The following is a 22427-nucleotide window of genomic DNA, read 5'->3' as shown; positions in this document are numbered from 1 at the left end:
CTCACGCGTTGGCGGCGTAAGCAGGAGAAAAACATGCCCACCCGCCGTTTACCGCCGCTTCGCGCACTGGAAGCGTTCATGCGCACCGTGCGACTCGGTTCGGCGCGCGCCGCGTCCGAAGAGCTTGGCCTCAGCCCGTCGGCGCTGTCGCGCCGAATAGCCAATCTGGAAGAATTCACCGGCAAGAAGCTGTTTACCCGCGCAAAACAGGCAATGCAGCTGACCGACGAAGGACAGGCATTTCATGACGCAGTGGCCCCTCACCTCGAGGCGTTGGCGCTGGCGATTGAAAACCAGTCGGAAAACATCTCGCTCCTGCGACTGAGGCTTGGCGTCCTGCCCTTGTTCGGCAGCCAGCGCCTGTTCCCGCATCTGGGTGAACTGCGCAAACGCCACCCTTTGCTGCACATCGACATCGACACCGGCCCGCATCTGGAAGACCGGGTGGGTGACACGCTCGACGCGGCAATCATTTTGTCCCGCGGCCCGGCAGCCGGGCTTCACGCGGTCCGTCTAGACTACAACATGGTGCACGCGATCTGCAGCAAGGAAGCGGCGCAGATGCTGGGCACCAACCCCGACATCGACAAGCTCGCCAAGCAGACCTTCCTGATCCACAATGAACTGCCCGCGAGTTTCGAGGCATGGAAGCAGGAACTGGGTATTGAAGCGCTGGAACCCGCGGCCATCGATCATTACGATTCGGGCCAGCTGATGCTGGAGGCTGCGGCTCAGGGCCTTGGGATCGCCATCATGCACGACGACCATATGAAACGCGCAGCCGACAACCGTCTGGCAAGACTGTTCGATGCAGAAGTCGAGAGCCCCTATAGCTACTGGTTTATCTGCAAACCGACCGCGCTGGAAAGCCGACCTGTACGCCTGTTTCACGACTGGCTGGTACGCGCCGGCCTATAATCGTCAGCCGCCTTTCTTGTGCGGTGTCATCGGCGCATGGACGCATGGATCGGTGCGGAGGAAGCCAGCTCCCGGATGGGGTTTGCCTGGTTCACCGCATTCGACCTCTGGTTTTGTAATCGGATCATCGTCCGCTTCCAGCAGCCCGTAGGCCAGCGGGTCCTCATACGCTGCGATCCAGGTTAGGCAGTCCGCCAGTTTTCGGATGCTGTGTTTCTCGCCCGCGCTGGCAGACGGGTTGCAGTTGATCACAAAGACATCGGCAGCAGGCGGAGCTTTATACTGCCGCAGAATGCGCAGAAATTCACCACGTTCGGCCACGGCCAACCTGCTGATGTCATTCTGCATCGGATCGCCGCTGAAGAATGGCGACGTGTTGAAAACGTAGGCGCGAACGCGCTTGTTATCGATCGAGATCTGAGTAGCGAGTGCACCGCCAAGCGAATGGCCGGTCACTTCGATGGGAATGTCCTGATATTGCTCGGCATCAAGCGCAGCCCGCTCCGCAGCGTAAACCATGCGTGCGCCTTCGCGCTGGCTTTCGCCAAGCGAGCCGGAAAATATGTCTGAAGTAGAACCGAACTCTGTGCCGCGAAATGCGATGACTCGGGCGAGCAGTTCAGTCCGCTCCCCATTTTCGATCAGGTACCGGTCGAACACCGAGTAAGCGAGCCCGCTATCGTCGTTCTCGCTCGCTTCGCGCCTCAGGAAAGCAGGGTGCAGGACGCCGTATTGGTCATCATCCTGGTATGAATTGGAAGCGAGCATCGCATAGGGATAGCTCTCTACCGCCGCCTCCCGCACGAATTCGCACCAGCCGCCCGGCTCCATCCGGCACGGGCTGCGCGACTGAGTGAGGTCGGGATAGGGCGTGATGCAGCCGCTTAACAGCAATACACCCAGCATCGCTGCGATAGTACGTTTTACCATCCGGCGTGCGCCCTATCCCGATCCTTGTCTCTTACGAAACGGTCGCTTTCACGATCTTGCCCGGATTTGCTGGCGGTTCGCCGGTTGGCAATGCGTCAATGTGTTCCATGCCGCTCTCTACCTGGCCCCAGACGGTGTACTGACCGTCGAGGAAGTGCGCATCGTCAAAGCAGATGAAGAACTGGCTGTTCGCGCTGTCAGGAACCTGAGTGCGAGCCATCGAGCATGTTCCGCGCACGTGCGGTTCTGCATTGAATTCCGCCTTCAGATCAGGCTTGTCGCTGCCGCTCATGCCGGTGCCGGTCGGGTCACCGCCCTGGGCCATGAAGCCGGGGATCACGCGGTGGAATACCACGCCGTCGTAAAATCCGTCCTTGGCAAGTTCAGTAATGCGTTCAACGTGACCCGGTGCCAGGTCAGGACGCAATTTGATGACTACGTCGCCGGAATCGAGAGTGAGGGTAAGCTTTTGATCGGCCATATTCTTGGTATCTCCTTCTGAATTGCGCCCGATATAGACACTCATGCGCCGATGTCACCCGCCCGGGGGATGCTGGGCTTGCTTTTCACCCCCGCCCCCTTAGACGAGCGGCATGGGGAACGAGACTTATCAGGACGATGAAGAGCTGATGATCGCCGATAAACCGGCGGAAGAAAGCGCGCGTCCCGATGACCGGATCGATGATGAACGTCTCGACGAGGAAAACACCCTGAAGGCTGACTATGTCCGTTCGGTGCGCGATGCGCTGGACGAAGGAGACAAGTCGCGGGTCTACGATCTGGTGGAACCGCTACACCCGGCCGACATCGCCGACTTGCTGGAACTGTTCGACCGTGATGACCGGCATACGCTGGCCGAGGCGATTACCGACCTGATGTCCAGCGACGTCATCGCGGAACTCAACGATTACGTCCGCGAAGACATGATGGAAGCGCTGCCAGCCGAGGCTGTAGCGCAAATCGCCGAACAGCTGGACACCGACGATGCCGTCCAGCTGATCGAAGATCTCGACGAGGATGACCAGCAAGCCATTCTGGCCGAGCTGGACGATGAAGATCGTGTCGCGATCGAAAGCGCGCTGGCGTATCCGGAAGAAACCGCCGGCCGCCTGATGAGCCACGAAGTTGTGGCGGTGCCTGAGCATATGACCGTGGGGGGCTTGATCGATTTCCTGCGCGAAAACGTCGATCTCGCCAATGATTTCTACGAAGTCTTTATCGTCGATCACAAGCATCACCCGGTCGGCACCTGCCAGCTGAGCTGGATCCTGCGCACACCGCGAAATATCGCCCTCTCCGACGTGATGAAACGCGACCAAACCCTGATCCCGGTCAGCCTTGATCAGGAAGAAGTCGCGTTGATGTTCCAGAAATACGCACTGATTTCTGCCGCCGTGGTCGATGAAAGCGGACGGTTGGTGGGGCAGATGACGGTGGATGACGTCGTCCACATCATTTCCGAAGAGGCGAGCGAAGACGCCCTGCTGATGTCCGGTGCGGGCGACGGCGACATCAACGAACCTATTCGGGAAGCGTATAGTTCCCGCGTCACTTGGCTGATCGCCAACCTTGGCACTGCGCTGATCGCCAGCTTGATCATCGCCTATTTCGGCGCTGCCATCGAGAAACTGGTCGCACTCGCCATCCTGATGCCGATTGTCGCCAGCATCGGCGGTAATGCCGGCACCCAGACAATGGCCGTGGCGGTCCGCGCGATCGCGATGAACCAGCTGACCGAAGCGAACACGATGCGCATTCTGTGGCGCGAACTGCGCGTTGCCATCCTCAACGGGCTGACCATCGCTGTTCTGATCGGATTGGCAACTGGTGCAATATTCACCCCGATGCTGGGCGCCGTAATCGCGCTGGCCATGGTCATCAACGTGGTGACCGCCGGTCTTGCCGGGGTGATGGTTCCGGTGATCTTCGAACGTTTGAAGCAGGACCCCGCGGTTGCCAGTTCGGTGTTCGTTACGATGATCACCGATTCGATGGGCTTCTTTGCATTCCTTGGATTGGCGGTGGCCGCCGGCTTGGCAAACTGATGCCGCTAAACATGACCAAGATCGCCTATCGCAGCGAAAGTATTCACACGCTGCGCGCCTGGGTCGAAGGGCAGCCTGACGGCGCGGTAATGACCACGCGCTATTTGCCCAAGCGGCATGAGGAAATGAAGGGCGGATCGCTTTACTGGATTCATGATCATTCGATCTGCGCCCGCAGCCCGATCAAGGAATTCCGCCAGCGCGACGACGGGCGCTGGAATATCATCCTTGAGCCGCGCCTTATCCTGGTTGAGGCGCGGTACAAGAGGGCCCATCAGGGCTGGCGATATATGGAAGAAGACAAGGCCCCGCGCGATCTGGCCGAGAACGAACAGAGCGGCGATGTGCTGCCGGGCAAACTGCAGAACAAACTGCGCAAGCTTGGGCTGGTTTAAACTGGCCTCGAAACGGCTTTAACCGCTGGCCGGAAATTTCGCGGCCACCCTGCGCAGCGCGTTGGCGTAGACCTCTGGTGCCTGCGCCCCCGGGATCAACATTTTGCCGTCAACGATCATCGCCGGAACGCCGGTGATATTCAGATCGAATGCCTGCGCCTCTTCGGCCCTGACATGCCGGGCAATCTGTTCGTCATCCAGCGCCCGTTCCGCTTCCGTCCGATCAAGGCCGGTTTCAGCAACAACATCGAGCAAAACCTGCCGCTGGCCGATATTGCGCCGCTTGTTGAAATGCGCCTCGAACAGCGCGAGTTTCAGCCGGTGCTGAGCCTGCGGTCCGTGAGTGTGGAGCGCCCATGACAGCGCCTTGTGCGCGTCGAACGTGTTCCACATCATCGCGGGCGGTGCCTCGCCTTCACCGTCATAGTCGAGAGACACCCCCGCCTGCTGCGCGACGCTGCGCATCTGACCGCGCACGGCCTGCGTTTCTTCCGCAGTCCGGCGATATTTGCGGGCGATGTGTTCGGCCTGCTCTTCACCCTGCTGGGGCATATCCGGATTCAGTTCAAACGGCCGCCAGCGGATTTCCGCCTCGATCTCACCTTCCAGTTGAGCCAGCCCTTTTTTCAGCTGGCCGTAGCCGATGATGCACCACGGGCACATGACGTCGGAATAGATGTCGATGGTCATTTTGCGCGGTGTCTGATCGGTCATTGCGGGTCCTTGTTGAGCCACCAGTTCAGCAGGTGATGCGCGATTGCCTGACGCGGCGGCGTATTTATCGGCGCGCCTGCATCACCGTTCATCGCTGCACGCACTTCCTCCCGCGTAAACCAGCGGGCATCGGCCAGCTCCGTGGTGTCGAGCGTGATTTCAGGCGCCTCTGCAGTCGAATAGCACCCCATCATCAGTTGCGAGGGGAACGGCCAAGGCTGGCTGGCGATATATTCGACATTGCCTGCAACCACGCCTGTTTCCTCAAGGACTTCGCGAGCCACGGCTTCCTCGATACTTTCACCCGGCTCGACAAAGCCGGCAAGCGCCGAATACGCCCGCTCCGGCCAGCCGAGGCCGCGGCCAAGAAGCAGCTTCGCATCATGTTCCACCAGCATGATCGTGACCGGGTCTGTCCGGGGGAAATGCTGGGTCTGGCACGATCCGCAATTTCGCTGCCAGCCGCCCTTGGCGATCGAAGTGTCGGAACCGCATGCAGAACAGAACCGGTGGCGTGCGTGCCAGTCCGTTATACTGCGCGCGCCGCCATAGATCGCCAGATCATCGGCGCTGAGCGTGGCCATGATTGCCCACAGATTCGGGTTCGCCATACGCGGGCTCGCATCGCCTTGCGCAGGGACGGCAGCAAAGCATGGCTTCCCATCGTCCAGCCCCAGAAACACCAGCTCCGCATCTTCTGCTGCGTCGGCCAGCGTTCCCCACACCAGCTCGCCTGCATCTCCGATTTCCGGCATCAGCCCGTCGAGTTTGAGGAGCCGTGCGCGCCAGTTCATCATTCCGGCAATCGCCTCGGGATCAGCGCGCAGATTATCAGCCCGGTCCAAACGCGAACCGGTGAATGCAATCGGTTTCGTCATCACTGGATTATGCGCCCTGCAGAACTGCCAGATCCTTCAGCACCAGATCGGGGAATTCCCGCTGGATGCCATAAGATTCGGCTGGCATGTACTGTGTGAAGTTGCCCGCACGAAGTCCGCTCTCGATATCACAGAATGCGGTGGTTCCGGCAGCACCGCCCCAGCCATAGGTTGACCCGGTGACACGGCCGCCAGCACCGAACCCTTGGCCCGCCACCCAAGTACCGCTGAGATCGACAGCTTCTGGCAGAATATTGCTGGTGCCAAGGCGAACAGCCTCTTCGCTCATCACCCGCACTCCATCGATCTCGCCAAGGCCAACGAGCATCCGCTGGAACCGGTCGAAATCTGCCGGGCTGCTGACCAGCCCTGCACCGCCGAATGGGAAGGCAGGCTTGTCGAGATAGATCGAGGCCATGCCCGGATCGATCGGCAGCGGAGTGCCGTTCATGATCCCGTAATTGGTGGTCAGACGGCCGACCTGTGCCTGAGGTACGCGGAAATATGTGCTGTTCATGCCCGCCGGTTCGAACAGGCGGGTGCTCAGGAAACGGTCGAACGGCATACCCGAGACAACTTCGATCACCCGACCCAATAGGTCGAGACCAACCGAATAACTCCATTTTGTACCGGGTTGATAAACCAGCGGGAGCTTGGCCAGACCATCTGCGAATTTCTCAAGACTGTCGACCGGATTGCCGCGGCCCAAACCAGGTATCGGCAACCTGCTGACCTGTCCCGGGATCAGACCATGCTGCTCGTATGCATCCTTGATCGGACCCTTTTGGATGATCCCGTAACCAAGGCCAGCAGTATGCGTCAGCATATGGCGGATGGTGATTTCCGTCTTGGCAGGTTCGAGGTTTTCTTCACCTATGCTGCCGTCATATTCCTTCTGCACCTGCATGTTTGCGAACGCAGGAAGGATTTCGGAAAGCGGCGTGTCCAATGTAATTTCGCCGTCTTCGATCAGCATCATCGTGGCCATGCCGGTGACAGGTTTGGTGTTGGAATAGATGCGATACAGGCTGTCAGTATCGGCTTCGGTGCTGCCGCCAAAGGCAAGCGTTCCGCGCGCAATCACGTCAGGCGCGTTCTGCCCCCAGCCCAGCGTTGCCACCATATTGGCCACCTTGCCCGATGCAACGTAGTCTTCCACCGTCGCCAACACATTGGGCCAATGGCCGCCATGCGCCAATGCCATGCGACCCATCGGCAGCGCGGAAAGGGCAGCACCCGCACCCAGCCATGCGCCGCCCCGCAGCAAAGAACGGCGGGAAAATTCTTGATCGTTGAAATTGCGAAACGCCATGGCCGGATCCTCTGTTGGAAATATATTTTGCAGCTGTTTGGGGGAATGATCCTGAACGGTCAATTGCATGCTTTTCACCCTTGAACAGGCGAAGTGTGCTACTTATATAACACACATGTTCAATATCATCTCTATCCTCATCGGGATCGTCGCCCTTGTTCTCGCCATACCTTCAGCCATCCCGCTGCTTGGGTGGGGCAATTGGATCGTCCTGCCCATTGCCGTGCTTGGCGCAGGCATCGGCGCACTTTCATCGAGCAATGGCGGACGCAATTTCTGCCTGATCGTGTTCATCATCGCGGTCATCCGCCTCAGCCTTGGTGGCGGCATCATCTGACCAAGGGCTGGCTAACGCCCGGCTAAGGCAAGCTGTGCGGCCTTGGCATACAGCGTCGGCAAGCCCGCTTCGCCAAGTTCGCCTAAGGGCCACCATTGCCCTTCGCGGTCTGCAGGGGCGGCGTCGACCTGGCCGATTTTCACAGACAGTTCCAGATGTGCGTGAGTGAATGTGTGGCGTACGGCGCCTGCTGCTTGCCAGTCAGCGTCTACGGGCGGCTGCCCAGTGCCATCGCTTCGTGCAGTCCACCCATCATCGGGTAGCGCGCGCATTCCGGCGAGCATGCCGTTCCCCTGCCTGGTCTCAAGCCAGACATGACCGGCGCACTCAATCCAGAATGCGGTCCCGGTCCGGTTCGGCTTCGGTTTCTTCTGTGCCTTGACCGGAAACCTCTCTGGCTCCCCGGTTTTGCGGGCCTCGCAATGCGCATTTAGAGGGCAAAGGCTGCAAACCGGATTGCGCGACGAACACACTCCCGATCCCAGATCCATCATCGCCTGCGCAAAATCACCTGCGCGGGCATCAGGCGTGATCGCGTCGGCTTTTTCGCGGATGGCCTTGCGTGCGCCCGGCAAAGGCTCGTCAATCGCAAACAGGCGGGAAACCACCCGTTCGACATTGGCATCAACCACTACAGCCCGCCGACCAAACGCGATCGCAGCGACCGCTGCCGCCGTATAAACGCCAAGCCCGGGCAGTTCGCGCAGACCAGCCTCGGTTTCGGGAAACGCTCCTGCCTCCCCGACAACGCGTGCGCATTTCACAAGATTTCGAGCGCGCGAATAATATCCCAGGCCCGCCCAGGCAGCCATGATCTCTTCTTCCGGCGCCGCCGCGAGATCGGCTATGGTTGGCCACCGCTGTGTGAATTTCGCGAAATACGGCTTCACCGCCGCCACGGTTGTCTGCTGCAGCATCACCTCGGACAGCCAGACCCGGTAGGGGTCCGGCGCCGGCTTCCCGGGAAGCGCGCGCCACGGCAAATCACGCGCATGGCGGTCATACCATGCGAGCAGCTCCCCTCCGATCATATCCATGCTGGCAGTCACGCCGCGGCTATGGCATGGCCTGCCGCACGATGGAACGGGATAGCGACTCTTCGAAGGCAAAAGGTGCCGCTGCAAAAGCTGGCGGACTGAAATCCGCGAAGCCGAGGGCCGGAAAAGCGAAATATGGCCAGAAATACGAACGCCCCCGTGGCGGCGCGGCCAAATCCATTTCCGAATTGATGCCGCAAATCGGGCGGACGGCGTTTCGCCGCTTCGGCTTTGTGCAATCGTCTGTCGTCACCCGCTGGCCCGAAATTGTCGGCCCGCACCATGCAAAGGTTTGCGCGCCCGAGGCGATCCGCTTTCCGCCCGGTGACAAGGAAAACGGCATCCTGCAGCTTGTCGTCTTGCCCGCCCATGCCCCGCTGATCCAGCATGTGATCCCGGAAATCATGGAGCGAGTGAACCGGTTTTTCGGGTATCAGGCAGTTACCAAGGTCAAAATCCGGCAAGGCTCGGTTAAGCCTCCGTCTGATGAAAGGCGCAGCAGTGCACCGCCGTCGCTAAAGCCGATCCCGATGGAACTCGGGGAAAGTCTGCGCGATGTGGGTGACCCGGAACTCCGTACCGTTCTGGAATCGCTTGCCCGCAGCCTGGGAAACCAGGCGGAAAATGAGAGATAGGGGATTTTTGTGAAGCAGTTTGTTCGTGCAGCCGGCCTGGTGGTGGCAGCATTCCTCAGCGTGGGTGCCAATGGCAACTGGAACACCAATGTCGTCGAGACTGATCGCGGATACGAAATCGGCAATCCCGATGCCGATGTCCACCTGATCGAATTCGTCAGCTACACCTGCCCTCACTGCGCCGACTTCACCATTCAGGGCGAGGCACCGCTACAGCTAGCCTATATCGGGCCGGGCAAAATGAAATTCGAAGTGCGGTCATTCATCCGCAACGATGTCGATCTCGCGGCGACGATGCTGGTGCAATGCGGCGACAACAGCAAATTCCTGCAGAACCACACCATGTTCATGACCAAGCAGGGCACATGGCTTGGCGAAGCGCGCAAGGCATCGGACGCCCAACTGGCCCAGTGGCTGAACGGCAGCGCATCTGGCAGGCAGTCGATGGCATCTGCGCTAGGCTTCTACAAAATGATGGAAACCCGCGGCTATGGCCGGCCGGAACTGGACAAATGCCTCAGCGATCAGGCCCTGGCCGACAGGCTCAGCTCGAATACGCAAAAGGACATGACCGATTTCGGCGTGCGCGGCACACCCAGCTTCGTGGTTAACGGAGCACTGCTGGAAAATGTGCATGGCTGGCAGCCGCTGGAACAGCATCTCAACACGCTTTATTGAGGGATAAGACGGGGGAGAAGCTGTGGATAGCGCCCCTGCCTGCTTTACCCTTCCCCCCCATCGTATAGCCTTCCCATTCGCAAGAGGAACCTGACATGACGACCACGACTTTCCGCAAGCTGGCATTTGCAACGCTCGCCGCCCCGTTCACTTTGGGACTGGCCGGTTGCGACAGCGCGCCTGAAGGCGGCGCGGCTACATCAGAGCCCATCGCCCCGATCGAGGCTCCGGCTGGTCAGCAATGGACCGACATCGTCAACGTGTCGGAATCGGATGGTTATATCGTCGGCAACCCCGACGCGCCGATCAAGGTCATCGAATACGCTTCGCTTACCTGCCCTGCCTGCGCTGCCTTCGCGGCCAATGGCGCAGAACAGCTTAAGTCGGAATATGTCAGCACAGGCCGGGTCAGTTTCGAACTGCGCAACCAGATCCACGGGCCGCATGATCTTGCCTTGGCAACGATGGTCCGCTGCGGGGCGAAAGAAAGTTTCCACCCGCTATCGGATCAGGTCTGGACGAACCTCCAGCAGGTGCTCCAGCCAATCTTCGACAACGCCGAAGCGGTCGAGCAATCGCTCACTCTTCCTGAAGATCAGCGACTTGTACAATTGGCGGAAATCGGCGGTTTCTACGACTTCTTCGCGGCTCGCGGCCTCAGCACGGATCAAGCGCGCCAGTGCCTCGCAGATGCCGACAAGTACAAGCAGATCGCTGAGAATTCGACGACCCAGTCGAACGAACTCGACGTTACCGGTACGCCGACATTCTTCATCAACGGGCGCAAGCTTGACGCCAATTCCTGGACTCAGATCGAACCTGAGCTGCAACGCGCGGGCGCTCGCTAAGGGCGCCTAGCAACGAAGAGGGGGGACAGCGCCAGCGATGCTCATAAAGCGGCTCAAGCTCAGTGGCTTCAAAAGCTTCGTAGAGCCAGCCGAATTGCGCATCGAACCGGGGCTGACCGGTGTTGTCGGACCAAACGGGTGCGGCAAATCCAACCTGCTTGAGGCGATCCGCTGGGTGATGGGCGAAAATTCACCCAAATCCATGCGGTCCGGCGGGATGGAAGATGTGATCTTCGCGGGCACCGAAACCCGCCCTCAACGCGATTTTGCCGAGGTCGTCCTTCATGCGGAGGACGATTTCGGCGAAGAGCTGGAGGTCATGCGCCGTATCGAGCGCGGAGCCGGCAGCGCTTACCGCGTTAACGGCAGCGATGTGCGGGCGAAGGACGTTTCGCTTACCTTCGCCGATGCCGCCACTGGCGCGCACAGCCCCGCATTGGTCAGTCAGGGCAAGATCGCACAAGTCATTGCCGCCAAACCTGCCGAACGCCGCCAAATGCTGGAAGAGGCGGCCGGCATCGCAGGTTTGCATGTTCGCCGGCGTGATGCAGAAAGCAAACTCAGGTCCACAGAGAAGAATCTCGAACGGCTGGAAGACCTGATGGCAGGCCTCGATTCGCAAATGGCTTCGCTCAGGCGACAGGCGAAGCAGGCTGAACGTTATACGAAGCTGACGGAACAGATCAGCGTGGCCGAAGCCCGCCTGCTGTTTGCGCGCTGGCGTGATGCCGCCGCGGCTGCAGATGCCGCCCGCAAGCAGGCCGAAACTGCCGAACAGCGCGTGAATGTGGCAAAGGGCGAAAGCGCCGAAGTCCAGAAAGCGCAGCATGAAGCAGCCAAGGTGCTCGCCGAAGCACGCGAGGAACAGGCCGACCGCCGCGACGATGCCAGCGCGCACGGTCACCGAATGGCCGCGCTAACGTCTCAGCTGGAAGCGGCGGAGCAGCGGCTTGCCGATCTCGACCGGCAAAAGGCGCGGCTGGAGGAAGATCGCGGCGATGCCGACCGGCTGACCAAAGATGCCGCAGAGGCGCTCGCCCGGTTGGAGAAAGAGCTTTCCGGCAACGAAAAAACCCTCGCCGCAGATGAACAACGTCGCCCGATACTTGCAGCGACTCTGGAAGATGCAGAACGCGCTGGTCGCAGCGCCGAACTGGCGCTTGCGAAGGCAACTGCCGATCACGCGGGGGTCGAAGCAGAATGGCGGGTGGCCGAAGCCGAAATCACTCAGGCCCGCAGCCGCGTGGACCGCGTTCGTGCCGAAACCTCGCGGCAGGAAGAAGCACGAGCTGCCCTTTCATCATCTGGCGACCCGGAGCAGGCGGTTCTGGAGGCAAAAGCCAATGCCGAGGATGCAGGCAAGGATGTCGCTCGCCTGAAAAACAAGCTGGAGGATATGCGCGCCAGCAAACAGGCGCTGCAAACAGCCCGCGATGAAACCGGCAGCGCCCTGGCCAGCGCCAAGGCGGAACTGGCCGGTATCGAGCGGGAACTGAACGCGCTCGTGCGGGACCGTGACGCGCGCGAACGGCAGCGGGCACAGCGTAGCGGGCTGCCCACCGCACTCGACGAAGTACGCGCGAAGCCGGGCTATGAACGGGCCGTTGCCGCGGTGCTCGGGCGTGATGCCAAGGCACCTCTCGGCAGCCCCGATGCGGGCAGCGAAGGGCGTTTCTGGACTGGCAGAGCAGCCCCGAAACCGGTGAACGACAGCCTCGTTAAATATGTGACCGCGTGCCCTGATCAATTGGCGGCTCGCCTCGCTCTGGTCCATGTCACGGACACTGATGACGGGCGGGAACTTGGCCCGGGCGAATGGTTGGTAACCCTCGGCGGACATTTGCGGAGATGGGATGGCTTCGTGGCACGCGGGGAAGGCGCTGCAGAAGCCGCGCGGCTTGAGGCTGAAAACCGGCTTGCGCAGCTCGAAGCGGAAATACCGGAAAAGCAGAAGGCAGCCGAGCAGGCAGAGAATGCACAGGCCGAGGCGCAGCGTGAACTGACCGAATTGCAGCAATCACTTGTGGCGGCAGAACGCGATGTCGCCGAGGCTTCCGAGGCAGAGCGGCAGGCCCTGCGCGCACTGGATCAGGCCGAGACGGCCCGCGAAAGGATCGCTTTCCGGCTGAAAGAGCTTGAAGCGGCGAAGTCCGAACTTGCCGACCAGCAAAGACAGGCGGAACAGGACCTGAAGGCAGCCGAAGACCGGAAATCCGCCCTGCCCGATCCTGAAACCGGGCGAGCGTCTCTCGAGGCGACTCGCGCGAAACACGAGGCTGCACGGTCCGCGCTGCAGGCAGCCACCGCAACGCTCGCCGCCCATGATCAGGCGCTCGCCGTTGCCCGCGAACGAACAGCAGCGCAGCGCAGCGACATGGCCAATTGGCAGACCCGATCCGGCGAAGCGGCTCAGCGTCTGTCTGATATGGCCCGGCGGTTCGAAGAGATAGCGGAAGAGCGAGCGGTGTTCGCGGCCAAGCCGGAAGGCCTGATGCGCGAAATTGAGCAGGGCGACACAGTGCGCACCAGATTGACTCAGGAGCTTGCCGATGCGGAGGCTGCTGTGGCTGAGGCCCAGGAAACCGCACAAGAAGCCGACCGCCGCTTTGCCGAAGTGAACGAAGCGCTGGCAACCGCACGCGAAGCGCGGGCCGGCCTGGCTGCGCGCGCCGAAAGCGAGGAAGCGCGCCGATCTGAAATGGCCCGCGTGTCGGGCGAGCGGTTCCAGTGCCCGCCACCAATGCTGGCACAGAAATTCGGTTTCGAATCAGATGAGGTTGGAAATTCCGGCCTTGAGGGCGAAGAACTCGAGAAGCTGAACGCCAGCCGCGAGCGCATTGGTCCGGTCAATCTGGTCGCCACGGAAGAACTGGCAAAGATCGAACAGGAACACGGTTCCAGCGCGGCGGAGCAGGCGGAACTACACGAGGCCGTCAACCGGCTACGCGGGTCAATCGGCAATTTGAACCGCGAAGGGCGCGAACGACTGAAGGCTGCGTTCGAACAAGTTGATACGCATTTCCAGCGCCTGTTCACGCGGCTGTTTAATGGCGGGCAGGCGCATCTGGCGCTGATCGACAGCGACGATCCGCTTGAGGCAGGATTGGAGATCTATGCACAGCCACCCGGAAAGAAGCTGCAATCGCTCACCTTGCTATCAGGCGGCGAACAGGCGCTGACCGCGATCGCCCTGATCTTCGGGCTGTTCCTTACCAATCCGGCACCCATTTGCGTCCTCGACGAAGTCGACGCGCCGCTGGACGATGCCAATATCGACCGTTTCTGCGATTTGCTGGATGCGATGGCGGCTGAGACCGACACTCGCTATCTGATTGTCACGCACAACGCCGTGACCATGAGCCGTATGCACCGCCTGTTTGGCGTGACCATGATCGAACAGGGCGTATCCCGGCTAGTCAGCGTGGATCTGGGTGCGGCAGAAAATCTGCTCGCTGCGGAGTAGGATCAGGCCGCGAGTGCGTCGGCCAGATTTGCCCTCAACGCCTTCAATTTCGCGAGAATTTCCGCGCGCGGCACGGCGTCGGTATGCGTTTCGGGCTCGGTCGTGGTCAGCGCCGGCGTTTCCGCCTGGGGCTCATTCGATTCTTGCGGCGACGCGGTGTCTTGCTCCGCTTCGCTCTCCGCCGGCTTACCGAAGAAATCCCCTACGCCGCCGTCCACCGCGATGGGGCTGTCAGCGCTGGACATGAAAGGGGGCGTCGAAGTCACTATACTGCTCTCCGTTTCCGCAGTTCCGCCATCGTTTGCGCGCGAATCGACACCGGTTGTGTCGGCGGTGCCGGGAATGTCTGCGCCAGAATCATCTACCGGTTCTGTGCCGTCCGTAGTTTTCGCTTGGCTGTTCGAGGCATCCCTGATGGCTTTTTTGGCGCCCTTCAGAGTGTAACCTTCATGATTGACCAGCCGGTCGATCGTTTCGATCAACTCGACGTCTTCGCTGCGATAATATCGCCGACCGCCGCTTCGTTTAAGCGGTTCCAGCATGGGAAACTGTTGTTCCCAATAACGCAGGACGTGAGTCTTTATCCCCAGCGCCTTGCTGACTTCACCAATGGTACGAAGCGCGCCTTCGTCTTTTCCATCCTCGAATTGCGCGCTCATTTTTTATCCCTTGGCTATTCGTTCTTTAAGCAGCTGGCTTGCGCGGAAGGTCATGACGCGGCGCGGAGTAATCGGCACCTCGACACCCGTTTTCGGGTTTCGGCCAACACGTTCCTTCTTGTCGCGCAGAATAAAGCTTCCGAAACCGGAAATCTTCACATTTTCACCATCTGACATGGCTTCGCACATATGTGCGAGAATTGATTCCACCAGATCGAGCGATTCCGCCCGAGAAAATCCCATCTTGCGATTGATCGTTTCGGCGAGATCGGCCCTTGTCAGTGTGCTCACTGATCGAGACATTCGCTCACTCCCTTACCGGACGCGACCCGGAAATTTTTATCTTATGGCTTAATATGTAACCAGAAAATCGCATTCAGGCAAATTATCTTAGCCAGAAAATGCATTTTCATTCACATGCGGACGAGAGAGGCGCCCCAAGTAAAGCCGCCGCCCATCGCCTCGAACATCACGAGATCGCCTTTTTTGATCCGGCCATCGCGGATGCCGACGTCGAACGCGAGCGGTACGGATGCGGCTGAGGTGTTGGCGTGCTGGTCAACAGTGACGATCACTTTTTCCGCCGGAAGCCCGAGTTTGCGAGCAGTCGCATCGAGTATCCGCGCGTTTGCCTGATGCGGCACCACCCAGTCGATATCGCCCGGCGTGAAGCCGCTCGATGCGAGTGCTTCCTTGAGAACATCGGCCAAATTGACCACTGCATGGCGGAACACTTCGCGGCCCTTCATGCGCAATTTACCGACCGTTCCGGTGCTTGACGGCCCGCCATCAACATAAAGCAGCTGGTTATGGGCGCCATCGGCATGCAGTTTTGTATCGATGATGCCCGGGCCGCCATCGTCCACGTCCTGCACCTCTAGAACGAGCGCACCGGCACCGTCGCCAAACAATACGCAAGTGGTCCGGTCTTCCCAGTCGAGAATACGGCTGAATGTTTCAGCGCCGATGACCAGAGCACGCTTGCCCATGCCTGTACGAAGCATCGAGTCGGCAGTTGCCATGGCATAGAGAAAACCTGAACACACAGCCGCGACATCGAAAGCGATCCCGCCATTGCAGCCCAGATTATGTTGAACCTGTGTGGCGGTGGCGGGAAAAGTCTGGTCGGGTGTGGCAGTGGCCAACACGATCAGATCGATGTCCTTCGCCGCGACACCGGCAGCTTCCATTGCCTTTTCCGCAGCCTTTGTCGCGAGAGTAGAAGTGGTCTCTCCCTCACCCGCGATGTAACGCTGGCGGATACCGGTTCGTTCGACGATCCATTCGTCGCTCGTGTCCACTCGCTCTGCCAATTCGGCATTGGTGACAGCACGTCCCGGCAGGGCCGAACCGCTTCCGATGATGACTGAACGGATCACTTTGCGGCGGCGCTTTCACCGGCGCTTTCATCGGCGCGGCGTGCCTGCAGCTCAGCCAGATCGCTGGTGATACGGTGGGTCAAATTGTCTTCCAGCAGTTTCGCGGCGACAGTGACCGCATTCGCGACACCTGCGGCATTTGCACTGCCATGGCTTTTCACGACAACGCCGTTCAGCCCCAGGAATACCGCGCCGTTATGATTGTTCGGATCAAGGTGGTGTTTCAGCAATTCGGTCGCGGGACGCGAAACGAGAAAGCCGATCTTGGAACGCAGCGAACTGGTGAAGGCATTGCGTAGCAGGTCGGTAACGAACCGTGCCGTGCCTTCGATCGCTTTCAATGCGATATTACCGGAGAATCCATCGGTAACCACCACGTCGACTTCGCCGCGATTGATCTTGTCCGATTCGACATAGCCATCAAATCTGAAATCCAGCCCCGGTGCCGCTGCTTGCAACTCACTGGCCGCGTCGCGCAGACGGTCGAAACCCTTGATCTCTTCTGTGCCGATATTGAGCAAGCGTACACGCGGCTGGCGGCCCAGGATAATCCGCGAATACGCAGCACCCATGATCGCGAACTGGACAAGGTTGCGCGCGTCAGCCTCGGTATTCGCACCGAGGTCGAGCATGATCACATCATCATCTTCGAGAGTGGGCATGACCGCAGCAAGAGCCGGACGATCGATCCCAGGCATCGTGCGCAAGGCAAGCTTGCTCATCGCCATCAATGCACCGGTGTTACCCGCGCTGACTGCAGCGCCGGCGTCACCTTGCTTGACGGCATTCACCGCAAGACCCATCGATGTGGTCTTGGCACGGCGAAGCGCCTGGGTGGGGATTTCATCACCGCCCACCACATCATCGCAATGCAGAATTTCGGAAGCCCCACGCATGTTGGGATGTTGATCGAGAGCGGTTTTGATTCGCGCCTCGTCACCTACCAACAGGAACTGGAACTGGTCATGTCGGCGGCGCGCCTCGGCAGCGCCGTCGATCATCACGCGCACGCCTTCGTCGCCGCCCATCGCATCAACAGCGATACGCGGCAGACTCATGAGCGCAATCTCCGAAAAACGGTCTTAAAGACCGACAGCGACGATTTCGCGTCCGTTGTAGTGGCCGCAAGCGTTGCACAGATTGTGCGGACGCTTGAGCTCGCCACAGTTGGAGCATTCATGGAATGCTTCCGGCTTGAGCGAATCGTGCGAACGACGGATGCCACGACGATGCGGCGATACTTTTCTCTTAGGGACAGCCATAGCGGCACCTGTTCCTTGATAAACTGCAGTTTGTTAAAGCCGCTCTAGGCGAAGCCACATCCGCGCACAAGTGCGTGGAATCAGGCCCGGCCATGACGGGAAGACGCGCCCTATAACCCATATTGGCGCGCATGCAACCCGCGCATTGCAACGATTGCACATTCTCACTAGCACCGCTGCACCGATGTTTTTGCATTTCGGGGCATGAGAGAGGGACCACCAATGCTGTTACCAGTAACACTTTGCACAGCCGCCGCCGCTGGCATTCTGACCCTGTGGATGATGGTCCGCACCGGGCAAATTCGCGCAAAGGCGCACATCGCGCATGGTGACGGCGACAATCCGCATCTGGTCCGCAGGATGCGCGCACAGCTCAATTTCGTTGAAAGCGCGCCGTTCATTTTGTTTCTGATCGCCGGAATCGAATTATCGGGCAAAGGCGCGCAGTGGCTCGGCTATGTTGCCGCATTCTATGTTCTTGGACGCGTGGCGCACACGGTCGGTATGGACAACGAAGAAGTCGGCAAACCGCGCATGATCGGCGTTGCGATCACGATGCTCACCCTTCTCGGCCTGTCGGTAGCTGCGGTGCTGATTGCTGCGAGGGTAATTTAAACCTGTTTAGCTCAGGGCGTAATCGCTGACGAACTGGTTTGTTTTGCGTTCGTGACCGAAGGTGCTGACCGGGCCGTGGCCGGGGATGAACGTCACGTCTTCGCCCAGCGGCCACAGTTTTTGCGTGATCGCATCGATCAGGTCCTGATGGTTGCCCATCGGGAAATCGGTGCGCCCAATCGATCCCTGAAACAGCACATCGCCAACCACCGCGAACTTGCTCGGCCGGTGAAAGAAAACCACGTGGCCGGGCGTGTGACCGGGGCAGTGAATGACCTCGAGCGTCAGATCGCCCACGGTTACCGTGTCGCCATCGTCCAGCCAGCGATCCGGTTCAAAAACTTCCCCGCGAATGCCGTATTTCGCGCCGTCTTCGCCCAGCCGCGAAATCCAGAACCGGTCGGCTTCATGCGGGCCTTCGATCGGCAGGCCGAGCTCCTTCGCCAACACACCGCTTTCGCCGCAATGATCGATATGGCCGTGCGTGATCAGGATTTTCTCCAGTTCCACCCCGGCTTTCGCAACGCCCGCTTTCAGTTTCTCCAGATCACCGCCCGGGTCGACCAAAGCGCCCTTCATTGTCTTGGTGCACCAGATCAGCGAGCAATTCTGCTGCAGCGGTGTCACCGGCATAATGGCGGCTTTCATCGGGGGGATTGCGGATGTTTCAGTCATGTTGGTGATGTGGCGGCTGCAGAGGTATGATGCAAGTCCCACCGCAGGCCCCAGTATGCCCCACCGCGCCAGCCCCAGCGCCGTGCCCCATGCACGGCCAGGTCAACGGCGTTGGATCAGGGTCTCGCCACTACCAGACGGTAACCGCAGTCGATTTCGTCCTTCGCCAGCAGCGAACCGTAGCGCCCTTCCCACACGCCCGATTCGAGATCGGCACGCAGCGCCGCCAATTGTTCGCTGACATCGCCAAGCGCCCAGAATGACGACATGGCACGCCGAACACGGTCATCCAGATACGCTGCAGGGCGCCGCCAATACGCGCTCAAAAAACCGTCAGTGCAGTCATGCGGGATCATCACAGGAGAGATTTCGACGGGCCCGAGCCAGCGCTCATAGTCATCCATTGCGGGCATCTGCCCTTCATCCAGAGTGATCAGGTCGGGAAAATAATCGGTCAGCCAGAAGCCGCGAAATGCAGGGTCAAAGGTCAGCAGCACGATGTTCCCCCGCGTAACCCTGCGCATTTCCGCCAGCCCCGCTGGCTGATCGGACCAGTGATGGATGGTCAGAACCGCCATCGATGCATCGAAACTGTCATCGGCAAAGGGCAGACTTTCGGCGCTCGCCTGCACGGCCGGCGCGGCTGATGCTGCACGTTGACTGATCATCTCTGATGAAGGCTCGACCGCTGTGACGTCCTTGTCCTCCGGCTCATAAGAGCCCGAACCCGCCCCAACGTTCAAGATCGTCTGCGCGCCGCCCAATGCCAACTGGATCGCCGCAGCAATGCGGGGATCGGACTGACGCAGCTTGGCGTAATCCAGGCCGATCGCATCGTAGCGTACCCCCATGTCAAAGCCTCCCGCTCTTCCACACCACCCGGCCGATAATCTCGACATCGTCCGCCCGCACTTCGATTGGCGGATAGGACAGGTTCTGGCTCAACAGCGATAACCGCCCCCCGCCTTGCGAGGCAACACGCTTCACCAGCAGGCTGTCGTCCAACCGGACGACATGGATACCGTCGCGGAACGGCTTGGGCGACCGGTCGACCAGGACTTCATCCCCGGCGCGGAGCAGCGGCTCCATCGAATCGCCTTCGACCGCGATTGCGGAGAGATACGATCCGTCCAGACCCTGTTCGCGCAGCCATTTGCGAGAGAACCTGAAATTGTCGAACGGGATCTCTGCTCCCGCCGCGCGGCCCGGCCCGGCAGACGCACTCAGCGGAAGACGCGGCACATCGACCCAATCGCTCTGGAGAGGCAATGGGCGAGACGGGTTATAGGATTTTTCCTCCGGCCCTCCCAATTCCGATTCGGCCACTCCGAAAAACTCGGCCAATTCCCGCCGATCCTCCTCCTCCAGTTTTCGCGGGCTACCTTTTCGGATAAACTGCTGAAGGTATGTTGGATTTCGGCCAATCATCTCTGACAGCCGAGCCAGAGAGCAGCCTCTGCTTTGCGATAGTTCCAGTAAGCGATCCCGTGCGTCCGACATAGTTTGTCCTCATTGCCGATTTTTTCCTACCTACACGATGTATTTTTCCTAGACAAGTAGGATTTCGGCGGCGACGACTCGGGCATTCAGCCGAATCGCTGCCTTTCAGCACCCGCGATTCACCCGTGCAATCCAATCGCAGAGGACCCGCATGCTAATCCGCAATATCGAGAAATTCCTTCGTCAAACCGGGATGCCCGCAACCAAATTCGGTCGCCTGGCAACCCATGATCCCCGCTTCGTGCTTGACCTTCGCAATGGTCGCATCCCCCGCAGCGACACGGAACGCCGGGTTCAGGAATTCATCCGCAGCTATGACCAGGAGCATGCGCATGTCGGCTGAAACCATGTTTGCAGAAAAGCGGGTCGAATTGTCACCACGCCGGGCACGGCGCGGTCCCGGTGAACGGCTGCGCACTGCGTTGCTGGTCCTTGCCGAAGGGCATGGCGAGGTTGCCCACCATCAGGAACGCGGATGGGCCAGCATCACGTTTTCCGGCACCCGGCACACCGTGCAGCTGGTCTTTGCAGGCGATGCCGCAGTCGAAGCGGGCGAAAACTTCGTCGCCGCCCTGCCCGATCACGAGTTCACCCTTTCCGGCCAGCTGGTCGCTGACGCGGCAATCATCAGTGTTGAACACAGCCAGTTGCCTGAACCGCGGATGCTGGTTGAATGCGAACTGCTGTTGCTGCTGGACGGCTAGCCCGCGCTCTCGCGGCGAATGACGAGGTTGCGGATTTCGGACATGTCTTCCATCGCGAAGCGGATGCCCTCACGGCCCAGTCCGGAATCCTTGACCCCGCCATAGGGCATGTTGTCGACGCGGTAAGATGACACGTCGTTTACAACCACGCCGCCAACATCGAGTTCGTCCCACGCATCGAGCACCTTGTGGATGTCGCGCGTGAAGACGCCGGCCTGCAAACCGAATTTGGAATCGTTGACCTCTTTCAACGCTTTGCCGAAGTCGGAGAACTTGCTCAGCAGCGCCATCGGGCCGAACGCCTCTTCGCGGTATGCGTCGCAAGATGTATCGACATTCTCCAGCAAGGTAGCCTGCAGCATGTTGCCGTCGCGTTCGCCGCCGCACAGCAGCGTCGCACCGGCTTCTACCGCGCCGTCGATCCAGCCTTTGAGCCGCTTGGCCTCACTTTCGGAGATCATCGGCCCGATAAATGTGTCACGGTTTTTCGGATCGCCGGAAACGAGGCTTTTCGTCTTCCCGATCAGCATGTCACGAAATTCGTCATAAACATCTTCGTGAATGATGATGCGCTGCACGCCGATACAGCTTTGTCCGGACTGGTAGAATGCGCCGAAAATGATCCGCTCCAGCGCGTGATCCAGGTCCGCATCCCTGTCGACCACCACGGCGGCGTTGCCGCCCAGCTCCAGGATCACGGGCTTCTTGCCGGCCTTCGCCTTCAGGTCCCAGCCAACCCCGGGCGACCCGGTAAAGCTGAGCAGCTTGAGCCGGTCGTCGGTGGTGAACAGATCGGCCCCGTCGCGGCTGGCGGGCAGGATCGAAAATGCCCCTTCCGGCAAATCGGTTTCGGCCAGAACCTCGCCCATGATGATCGCGCCTAGCGGTGTCTTGCTGGCCGGTTTCATTACGAACGGGCAGCCAATAGCGATCGCCGGTGCGATCTTGTGGGCCGCCAGATTGAGCGGGAAATTAAACGGCGAGATGAAGCTGCACGGACCGATCGGCACGCGTTTCCACATGCCCATATACCCTTTGGCGCGCGCAGAGATGTCGAGCGGCTGCACCTCTCCGTAATTGCGGACGGATTCTTCCGCCGCGATCTTGAAGGTGTCGATCAAACGGTCGACTTCCCCCTCGGCATCGTTGATTGGCTTGCCTGCTTCGACACACAGTGAATAGGCCAACTCGTCATACCGCTCCCGGAACCGCTTCACGCAGTGCTGCAGCACATCCTGCCGTTCGTAGCTGGCCATTTTTGCCATCGGCTCTGCCGCACGGACAGCACCTGCAATCGCTTCATCAATCACATCCGGCGTGGCGAGTGCAGTACGGAACGCCACCTCGTTGGTGAACTTATCCGTCACCTCCAGGTCGGTGTTAGGCTGCGCTGCCTTGTTGTTGAGGTAGAGCGGGTATGTATCCTTGAGCTTGACCATTTTC

25 protein-coding genes and 1 pseudogene are annotated in these 22427 nt (G+C 59.9%); 10 read left to right on the top strand and 16 right to left on the bottom strand.

What is annotated here, in order from left to right:
• Positions 1-33 precede the first annotated feature (33 nt).
• Positions 34-918: a LysR substrate-binding domain-containing protein gene (locus GRI43_RS02110; RefSeq protein WP_160729448.1), complete on the top strand. Its 885-nt coding sequence runs from the start codon at positions 34-36 to the stop codon at positions 916-918.
• Positions 919-921: 3 nt separating this feature from the next.
• On the opposite strand, the gene GRI43_RS02105 is transcribed toward GRI43_RS02110, so the two are convergent.
• The gene (locus GRI43_RS02105; protein WP_160729447.1) at positions 922-1848 is read right to left on the bottom strand and encodes an alpha/beta hydrolase family protein; all 927 of its coding nucleotides are present in this window, start codon (positions 1846-1848) and stop codon (positions 922-924) included.
• 31 nt (positions 1849-1879) lie between these two features.
• On the bottom strand, positions 1880-2329 hold the full coding sequence (locus GRI43_RS02100) for a peptidylprolyl isomerase (protein ID WP_160729446.1): 450 nt from the start codon (positions 2327-2329) through the stop codon (positions 1880-1882).
• A 112-nt stretch (positions 2330-2441) separates the two neighbouring features.
• Here GRI43_RS02100 and mgtE point away from each other — a divergent pair, with 112 nt between their 5' ends.
• Together mgtE and GRI43_RS02090 are read left to right on the top strand one after the other, a co-directional pair.
• On the top strand, positions 2442-3893 hold the full coding sequence (gene mgtE / locus GRI43_RS02095; protein ID WP_160729445.1) for a magnesium transporter: 1452 nt from the start codon (positions 2442-2444) through the stop codon (positions 3891-3893).
• A complete protein-coding gene (locus GRI43_RS02090) occupies positions 3893-4288 on the top strand; it encodes a DUF1489 domain-containing protein (protein WP_160729444.1) in 396 nt (131 codons plus the stop codon). Before mgtE ends, GRI43_RS02090 begins: the two co-directional genes overlap by 1 nt.
• 18 nt (positions 4289-4306) lie before the next feature.
• Here the strand turns inward: GRI43_RS02090 and GRI43_RS02085 are convergent, their stop codons facing one another.
• From GRI43_RS02085 to GRI43_RS02075, 3 genes are read right to left on the bottom strand one after another with little or no spacing between them, the layout of a single operon-like run.
• Positions 4307-5002 carry a DsbA family oxidoreductase gene (locus tag GRI43_RS02085; protein ID WP_160729443.1) on the bottom strand — a complete coding sequence of 232 codons (696 nt, stop codon included), beginning with the start codon at positions 5000-5002 and terminating at the stop codon, positions 4307-4309.
• Complete coding sequence (nudC, locus tag GRI43_RS02080) at positions 4999-5880, bottom strand: NAD(+) diphosphatase (RefSeq protein ID WP_235903573.1); 882 nt, start codon at positions 5878-5880, stop codon at positions 4999-5001. The genes GRI43_RS02085 and nudC overlap by 4 nt, the downstream gene beginning before the upstream one ends.
• 7 nt (positions 5881-5887) lie before the next feature.
• Complete coding sequence (locus GRI43_RS02075) at positions 5888-7192, bottom strand: serine hydrolase domain-containing protein (RefSeq protein WP_160729441.1); 1305 nt, start codon at positions 7190-7192, stop codon at positions 5888-5890.
• A 115-nt stretch (positions 7193-7307) separates the two neighbouring features.
• On the opposite strand from GRI43_RS02075, the gene GRI43_RS02070 reads away from it, so the two are divergent.
• Positions 7308-7529: a hypothetical protein gene (locus GRI43_RS02070; protein WP_160729440.1), complete on the top strand. Its 222-nt coding sequence runs from the start codon at positions 7308-7310 to the stop codon at positions 7527-7529.
• A gap of 11 nt (positions 7530-7540) precedes the next feature.
• On the opposite strand, the gene GRI43_RS02065 is transcribed toward GRI43_RS02070, so the two are convergent.
• On the bottom strand, positions 7541-8578 hold the full coding sequence (locus tag GRI43_RS02065; protein WP_160729439.1) for an NUDIX domain-containing protein: 1038 nt from the start codon (positions 8576-8578) through the stop codon (positions 7541-7543).
• Between the two features lie 29 nt (positions 8579-8607).
• Between GRI43_RS02065 and GRI43_RS02060 the strand changes: the two genes are divergently transcribed.
• From GRI43_RS02060 to smc, 4 genes are all read left to right on the top strand, one after another.
• A complete protein-coding gene (locus tag GRI43_RS02060; RefSeq protein ID WP_160729438.1) occupies positions 8608-9201 on the top strand; it encodes a DUF721 domain-containing protein in 594 nt (197 codons plus the stop codon).
• A 9-nt stretch (positions 9202-9210) separates the two neighbouring features.
• Positions 9211-9879 carry a thioredoxin domain-containing protein gene (locus tag GRI43_RS02055; RefSeq protein WP_160729437.1) on the top strand — a complete coding sequence of 223 codons (669 nt, stop codon included), beginning with the start codon at positions 9211-9213 and terminating at the stop codon, positions 9877-9879.
• 95 nt (positions 9880-9974) lie between these two features.
• On the top strand, positions 9975-10727 hold the full coding sequence (locus GRI43_RS02050) for a thioredoxin domain-containing protein (protein WP_160729436.1): 753 nt from the start codon (positions 9975-9977) through the stop codon (positions 10725-10727).
• Between the two features lie 37 nt (positions 10728-10764).
• Entirely contained in the window at positions 10765-14190 is a 3426-nt protein-coding gene (gene smc, locus GRI43_RS02045) for a chromosome segregation protein SMC (RefSeq protein WP_160729435.1), read from the top strand.
• A gap of 407 nt (positions 14191-14597) precedes the next feature.
• Here the strand turns inward: smc and GRI43_RS02040 are convergent.
• From GRI43_RS02040 to rpmF, 5 genes and pseudogenes are all read right to left on the bottom strand, one after another.
• A pseudogene (locus tag GRI43_RS02040) lies at positions 14598-14849 on the bottom strand (MerR family transcriptional regulator); the annotation flags it as partial.
• Positions 14850-14852: 3 nt separating this feature from the next.
• Positions 14853-15152 (bottom strand): integration host factor subunit alpha, encoded by a 300-nt coding sequence (locus tag GRI43_RS02035; RefSeq protein ID WP_160729434.1) that lies wholly within the window; start codon positions 15150-15152, stop codon positions 14853-14855.
• A 110-nt stretch (positions 15153-15262) separates the two neighbouring features.
• The gene (locus GRI43_RS02030; protein ID WP_160729433.1) at positions 15263-16228 is read right to left on the bottom strand and encodes a beta-ketoacyl-ACP synthase III; all 966 of its coding nucleotides are present in this window, start codon (positions 16226-16228) and stop codon (positions 15263-15265) included.
• A complete protein-coding gene (plsX, locus tag GRI43_RS02025) occupies positions 16225-17286 on the bottom strand; it encodes a phosphate acyltransferase PlsX (RefSeq protein ID WP_160729432.1) in 1062 nt (353 codons plus the stop codon). The genes GRI43_RS02030 and plsX overlap by 4 nt, the downstream gene beginning before the upstream one ends.
• Before the next feature lie 24 nt (positions 17287-17310).
• Positions 17311-17490 (bottom strand): 50S ribosomal protein L32, encoded by a 180-nt coding sequence (gene rpmF, locus GRI43_RS02020; RefSeq protein WP_160729431.1) that lies wholly within the window; start codon positions 17488-17490, stop codon positions 17311-17313.
• 222 nt (positions 17491-17712) lie between these two features.
• On the opposite strand from rpmF, the gene GRI43_RS02015 reads away from it, so the two are divergent.
• Positions 17713-18105 (top strand): MAPEG family protein, encoded by a 393-nt coding sequence (locus GRI43_RS02015; protein ID WP_160729430.1) that lies wholly within the window; start codon positions 17713-17715, stop codon positions 18103-18105.
• A 6-nt stretch (positions 18106-18111) separates the two neighbouring features.
• Here the strand turns inward: GRI43_RS02015 and GRI43_RS02010 are convergent, their stop codons facing one another.
• From GRI43_RS02010 to GRI43_RS14085, 4 genes are all read right to left on the bottom strand, one after another.
• Entirely contained in the window at positions 18112-18753 is a 642-nt protein-coding gene (locus GRI43_RS02010; RefSeq protein WP_160730587.1) for an MBL fold metallo-hydrolase, read from the bottom strand.
• Positions 18754-18896: 143 nt separating this feature from the next.
• Complete coding sequence (locus GRI43_RS02005) at positions 18897-19631, bottom strand: class I SAM-dependent methyltransferase (RefSeq protein ID WP_160729429.1); 735 nt, start codon at positions 19629-19631, stop codon at positions 18897-18899.
• A gap of 1 nt (position 19632) precedes the next feature.
• Entirely contained in the window at positions 19633-20124 is a 492-nt protein-coding gene (locus tag GRI43_RS02000) for a S24 family peptidase (RefSeq protein ID WP_338089995.1), read from the bottom strand.
• Positions 20125-20434: 310 nt separating this feature from the next.
• Positions 20435-20614: a hypothetical protein gene (locus GRI43_RS14085; RefSeq protein WP_160729427.1), complete on the bottom strand. Its 180-nt coding sequence runs from the start codon at positions 20612-20614 to the stop codon at positions 20435-20437.
• On the opposite strand from GRI43_RS14085, the gene GRI43_RS01990 reads away from it, so the two are divergent.
• A complete protein-coding gene (locus tag GRI43_RS01990; RefSeq protein ID WP_160729426.1) occupies positions 20613-20984 on the top strand; it encodes a hypothetical protein in 372 nt (123 codons plus the stop codon). The two genes, GRI43_RS14085 and GRI43_RS01990, sit on opposite strands and share 2 nt — an antisense overlap.
• On the opposite strand, the gene GRI43_RS01985 is transcribed toward GRI43_RS01990, so the two are convergent.
• On the bottom strand, positions 20981-22423 hold the full coding sequence (locus tag GRI43_RS01985) for an aldehyde dehydrogenase family protein (protein WP_160729425.1): 1443 nt from the start codon (positions 22421-22423) through the stop codon (positions 20981-20983). The genes GRI43_RS01990 and GRI43_RS01985 overlap by 4 nt on opposite strands.
• Positions 22424-22427: the final 4 nt, after the last annotated feature.

It is taken from the genome of Pontixanthobacter luteolus (assembly GCF_009828095.1).
Lineage (GTDB): Bacteria > Pseudomonadota > Alphaproteobacteria > Sphingomonadales > Sphingomonadaceae > Pontixanthobacter > Pontixanthobacter luteolus.
This window is presented reverse-complemented; position numbering and strand designations above follow the sequence as displayed.

Bases quoted from the DNA above. Each gene is read 5' to 3' on its own strand.
- GRI43_RS02110 (WP_160729448.1), top strand. From the start codon at position 34: ATGCCCACCCGCCGTTTACCGCCGCTTCGCGCACTGGAAGCGTTCATG.
- GRI43_RS02105 (WP_160729447.1), bottom strand. From the start codon at position 1,848: ATGGTAAAACGTACTATCGCAGCGATGCTGGGTGTATTGCTGTTAAGC.
- GRI43_RS02100 (WP_160729446.1), bottom strand. From the start codon at position 2,329: ATGGCCGATCAAAAGCTTACCCTCACTCTCGATTCCGGCGACGTAGTC.
- mgtE (WP_160729445.1), top strand. From the start codon at position 2,442: ATGGGGAACGAGACTTATCAGGACGATGAAGAGCTGATGATCGCCGAT.
- GRI43_RS02090 (WP_160729444.1), top strand. From the start codon at position 3,893: ATGCCGCTAAACATGACCAAGATCGCCTATCGCAGCGAAAGTATTCAC.
- GRI43_RS02085 (WP_160729443.1), bottom strand. From the start codon at position 5,002: ATGACCGATCAGACACCGCGCAAAATGACCATCGACATCTATTCCGAC.
- nudC (WP_235903573.1), bottom strand. From the start codon at position 5,880: ATGACGAAACCGATTGCATTCACCGGTTCGCGTTTGGACCGGGCTGAT.
- GRI43_RS02075 (WP_160729441.1), bottom strand. From the start codon at position 7,192: ATGGCGTTTCGCAATTTCAACGATCAAGAATTTTCCCGCCGTTCTTTG.
- GRI43_RS02070 (WP_160729440.1), top strand. From the start codon at position 7,308: ATGTTCAATATCATCTCTATCCTCATCGGGATCGTCGCCCTTGTTCTC.
- GRI43_RS02060 (WP_160729438.1), top strand. From the start codon at position 8,608: ATGGAACGGGATAGCGACTCTTCGAAGGCAAAAGGTGCCGCTGCAAAA.
- GRI43_RS02050 (WP_160729436.1), top strand. From the start codon at position 9,975: ATGACGACCACGACTTTCCGCAAGCTGGCATTTGCAACGCTCGCCGCC.
- smc (WP_160729435.1), top strand. From the start codon at position 10,765: ATGCTCATAAAGCGGCTCAAGCTCAGTGGCTTCAAAAGCTTCGTAGAG.
- GRI43_RS02035 (WP_160729434.1), bottom strand. From the start codon at position 15,152: ATGTCTCGATCAGTGAGCACACTGACAAGGGCCGATCTCGCCGAAACG.
- plsX (WP_160729432.1), bottom strand. From the start codon at position 17,286: ATGAGTCTGCCGCGTATCGCTGTTGATGCGATGGGCGGCGACGAAGGC.
- rpmF (WP_160729431.1), bottom strand. From the start codon at position 17,490: ATGGCTGTCCCTAAGAGAAAAGTATCGCCGCATCGTCGTGGCATCCGT.
- GRI43_RS02015 (WP_160729430.1), top strand. From the start codon at position 17,713: ATGCTGTTACCAGTAACACTTTGCACAGCCGCCGCCGCTGGCATTCTG.
- GRI43_RS02010 (WP_160730587.1), bottom strand. From the start codon at position 18,753: ATGAAAGCCGCCATTATGCCGGTGACACCGCTGCAGCAGAATTGCTCG.
- GRI43_RS02005 (WP_160729429.1), bottom strand. From the start codon at position 19,631: ATGGGGGTACGCTACGATGCGATCGGCCTGGATTACGCCAAGCTGCGT.
- GRI43_RS01990 (WP_160729426.1), top strand. From the start codon at position 20,613: ATGTCGGCTGAAACCATGTTTGCAGAAAAGCGGGTCGAATTGTCACCA.
- GRI43_RS14085 (WP_160729427.1), bottom strand. From the start codon at position 20,614: ATGCGCATGCTCCTGGTCATAGCTGCGGATGAATTCCTGAACCCGGCG.
- GRI43_RS01985 (WP_160729425.1), bottom strand. From the start codon at position 22,423: ATGGTCAAGCTCAAGGATACATACCCGCTCTACCTCAACAACAAGGCA.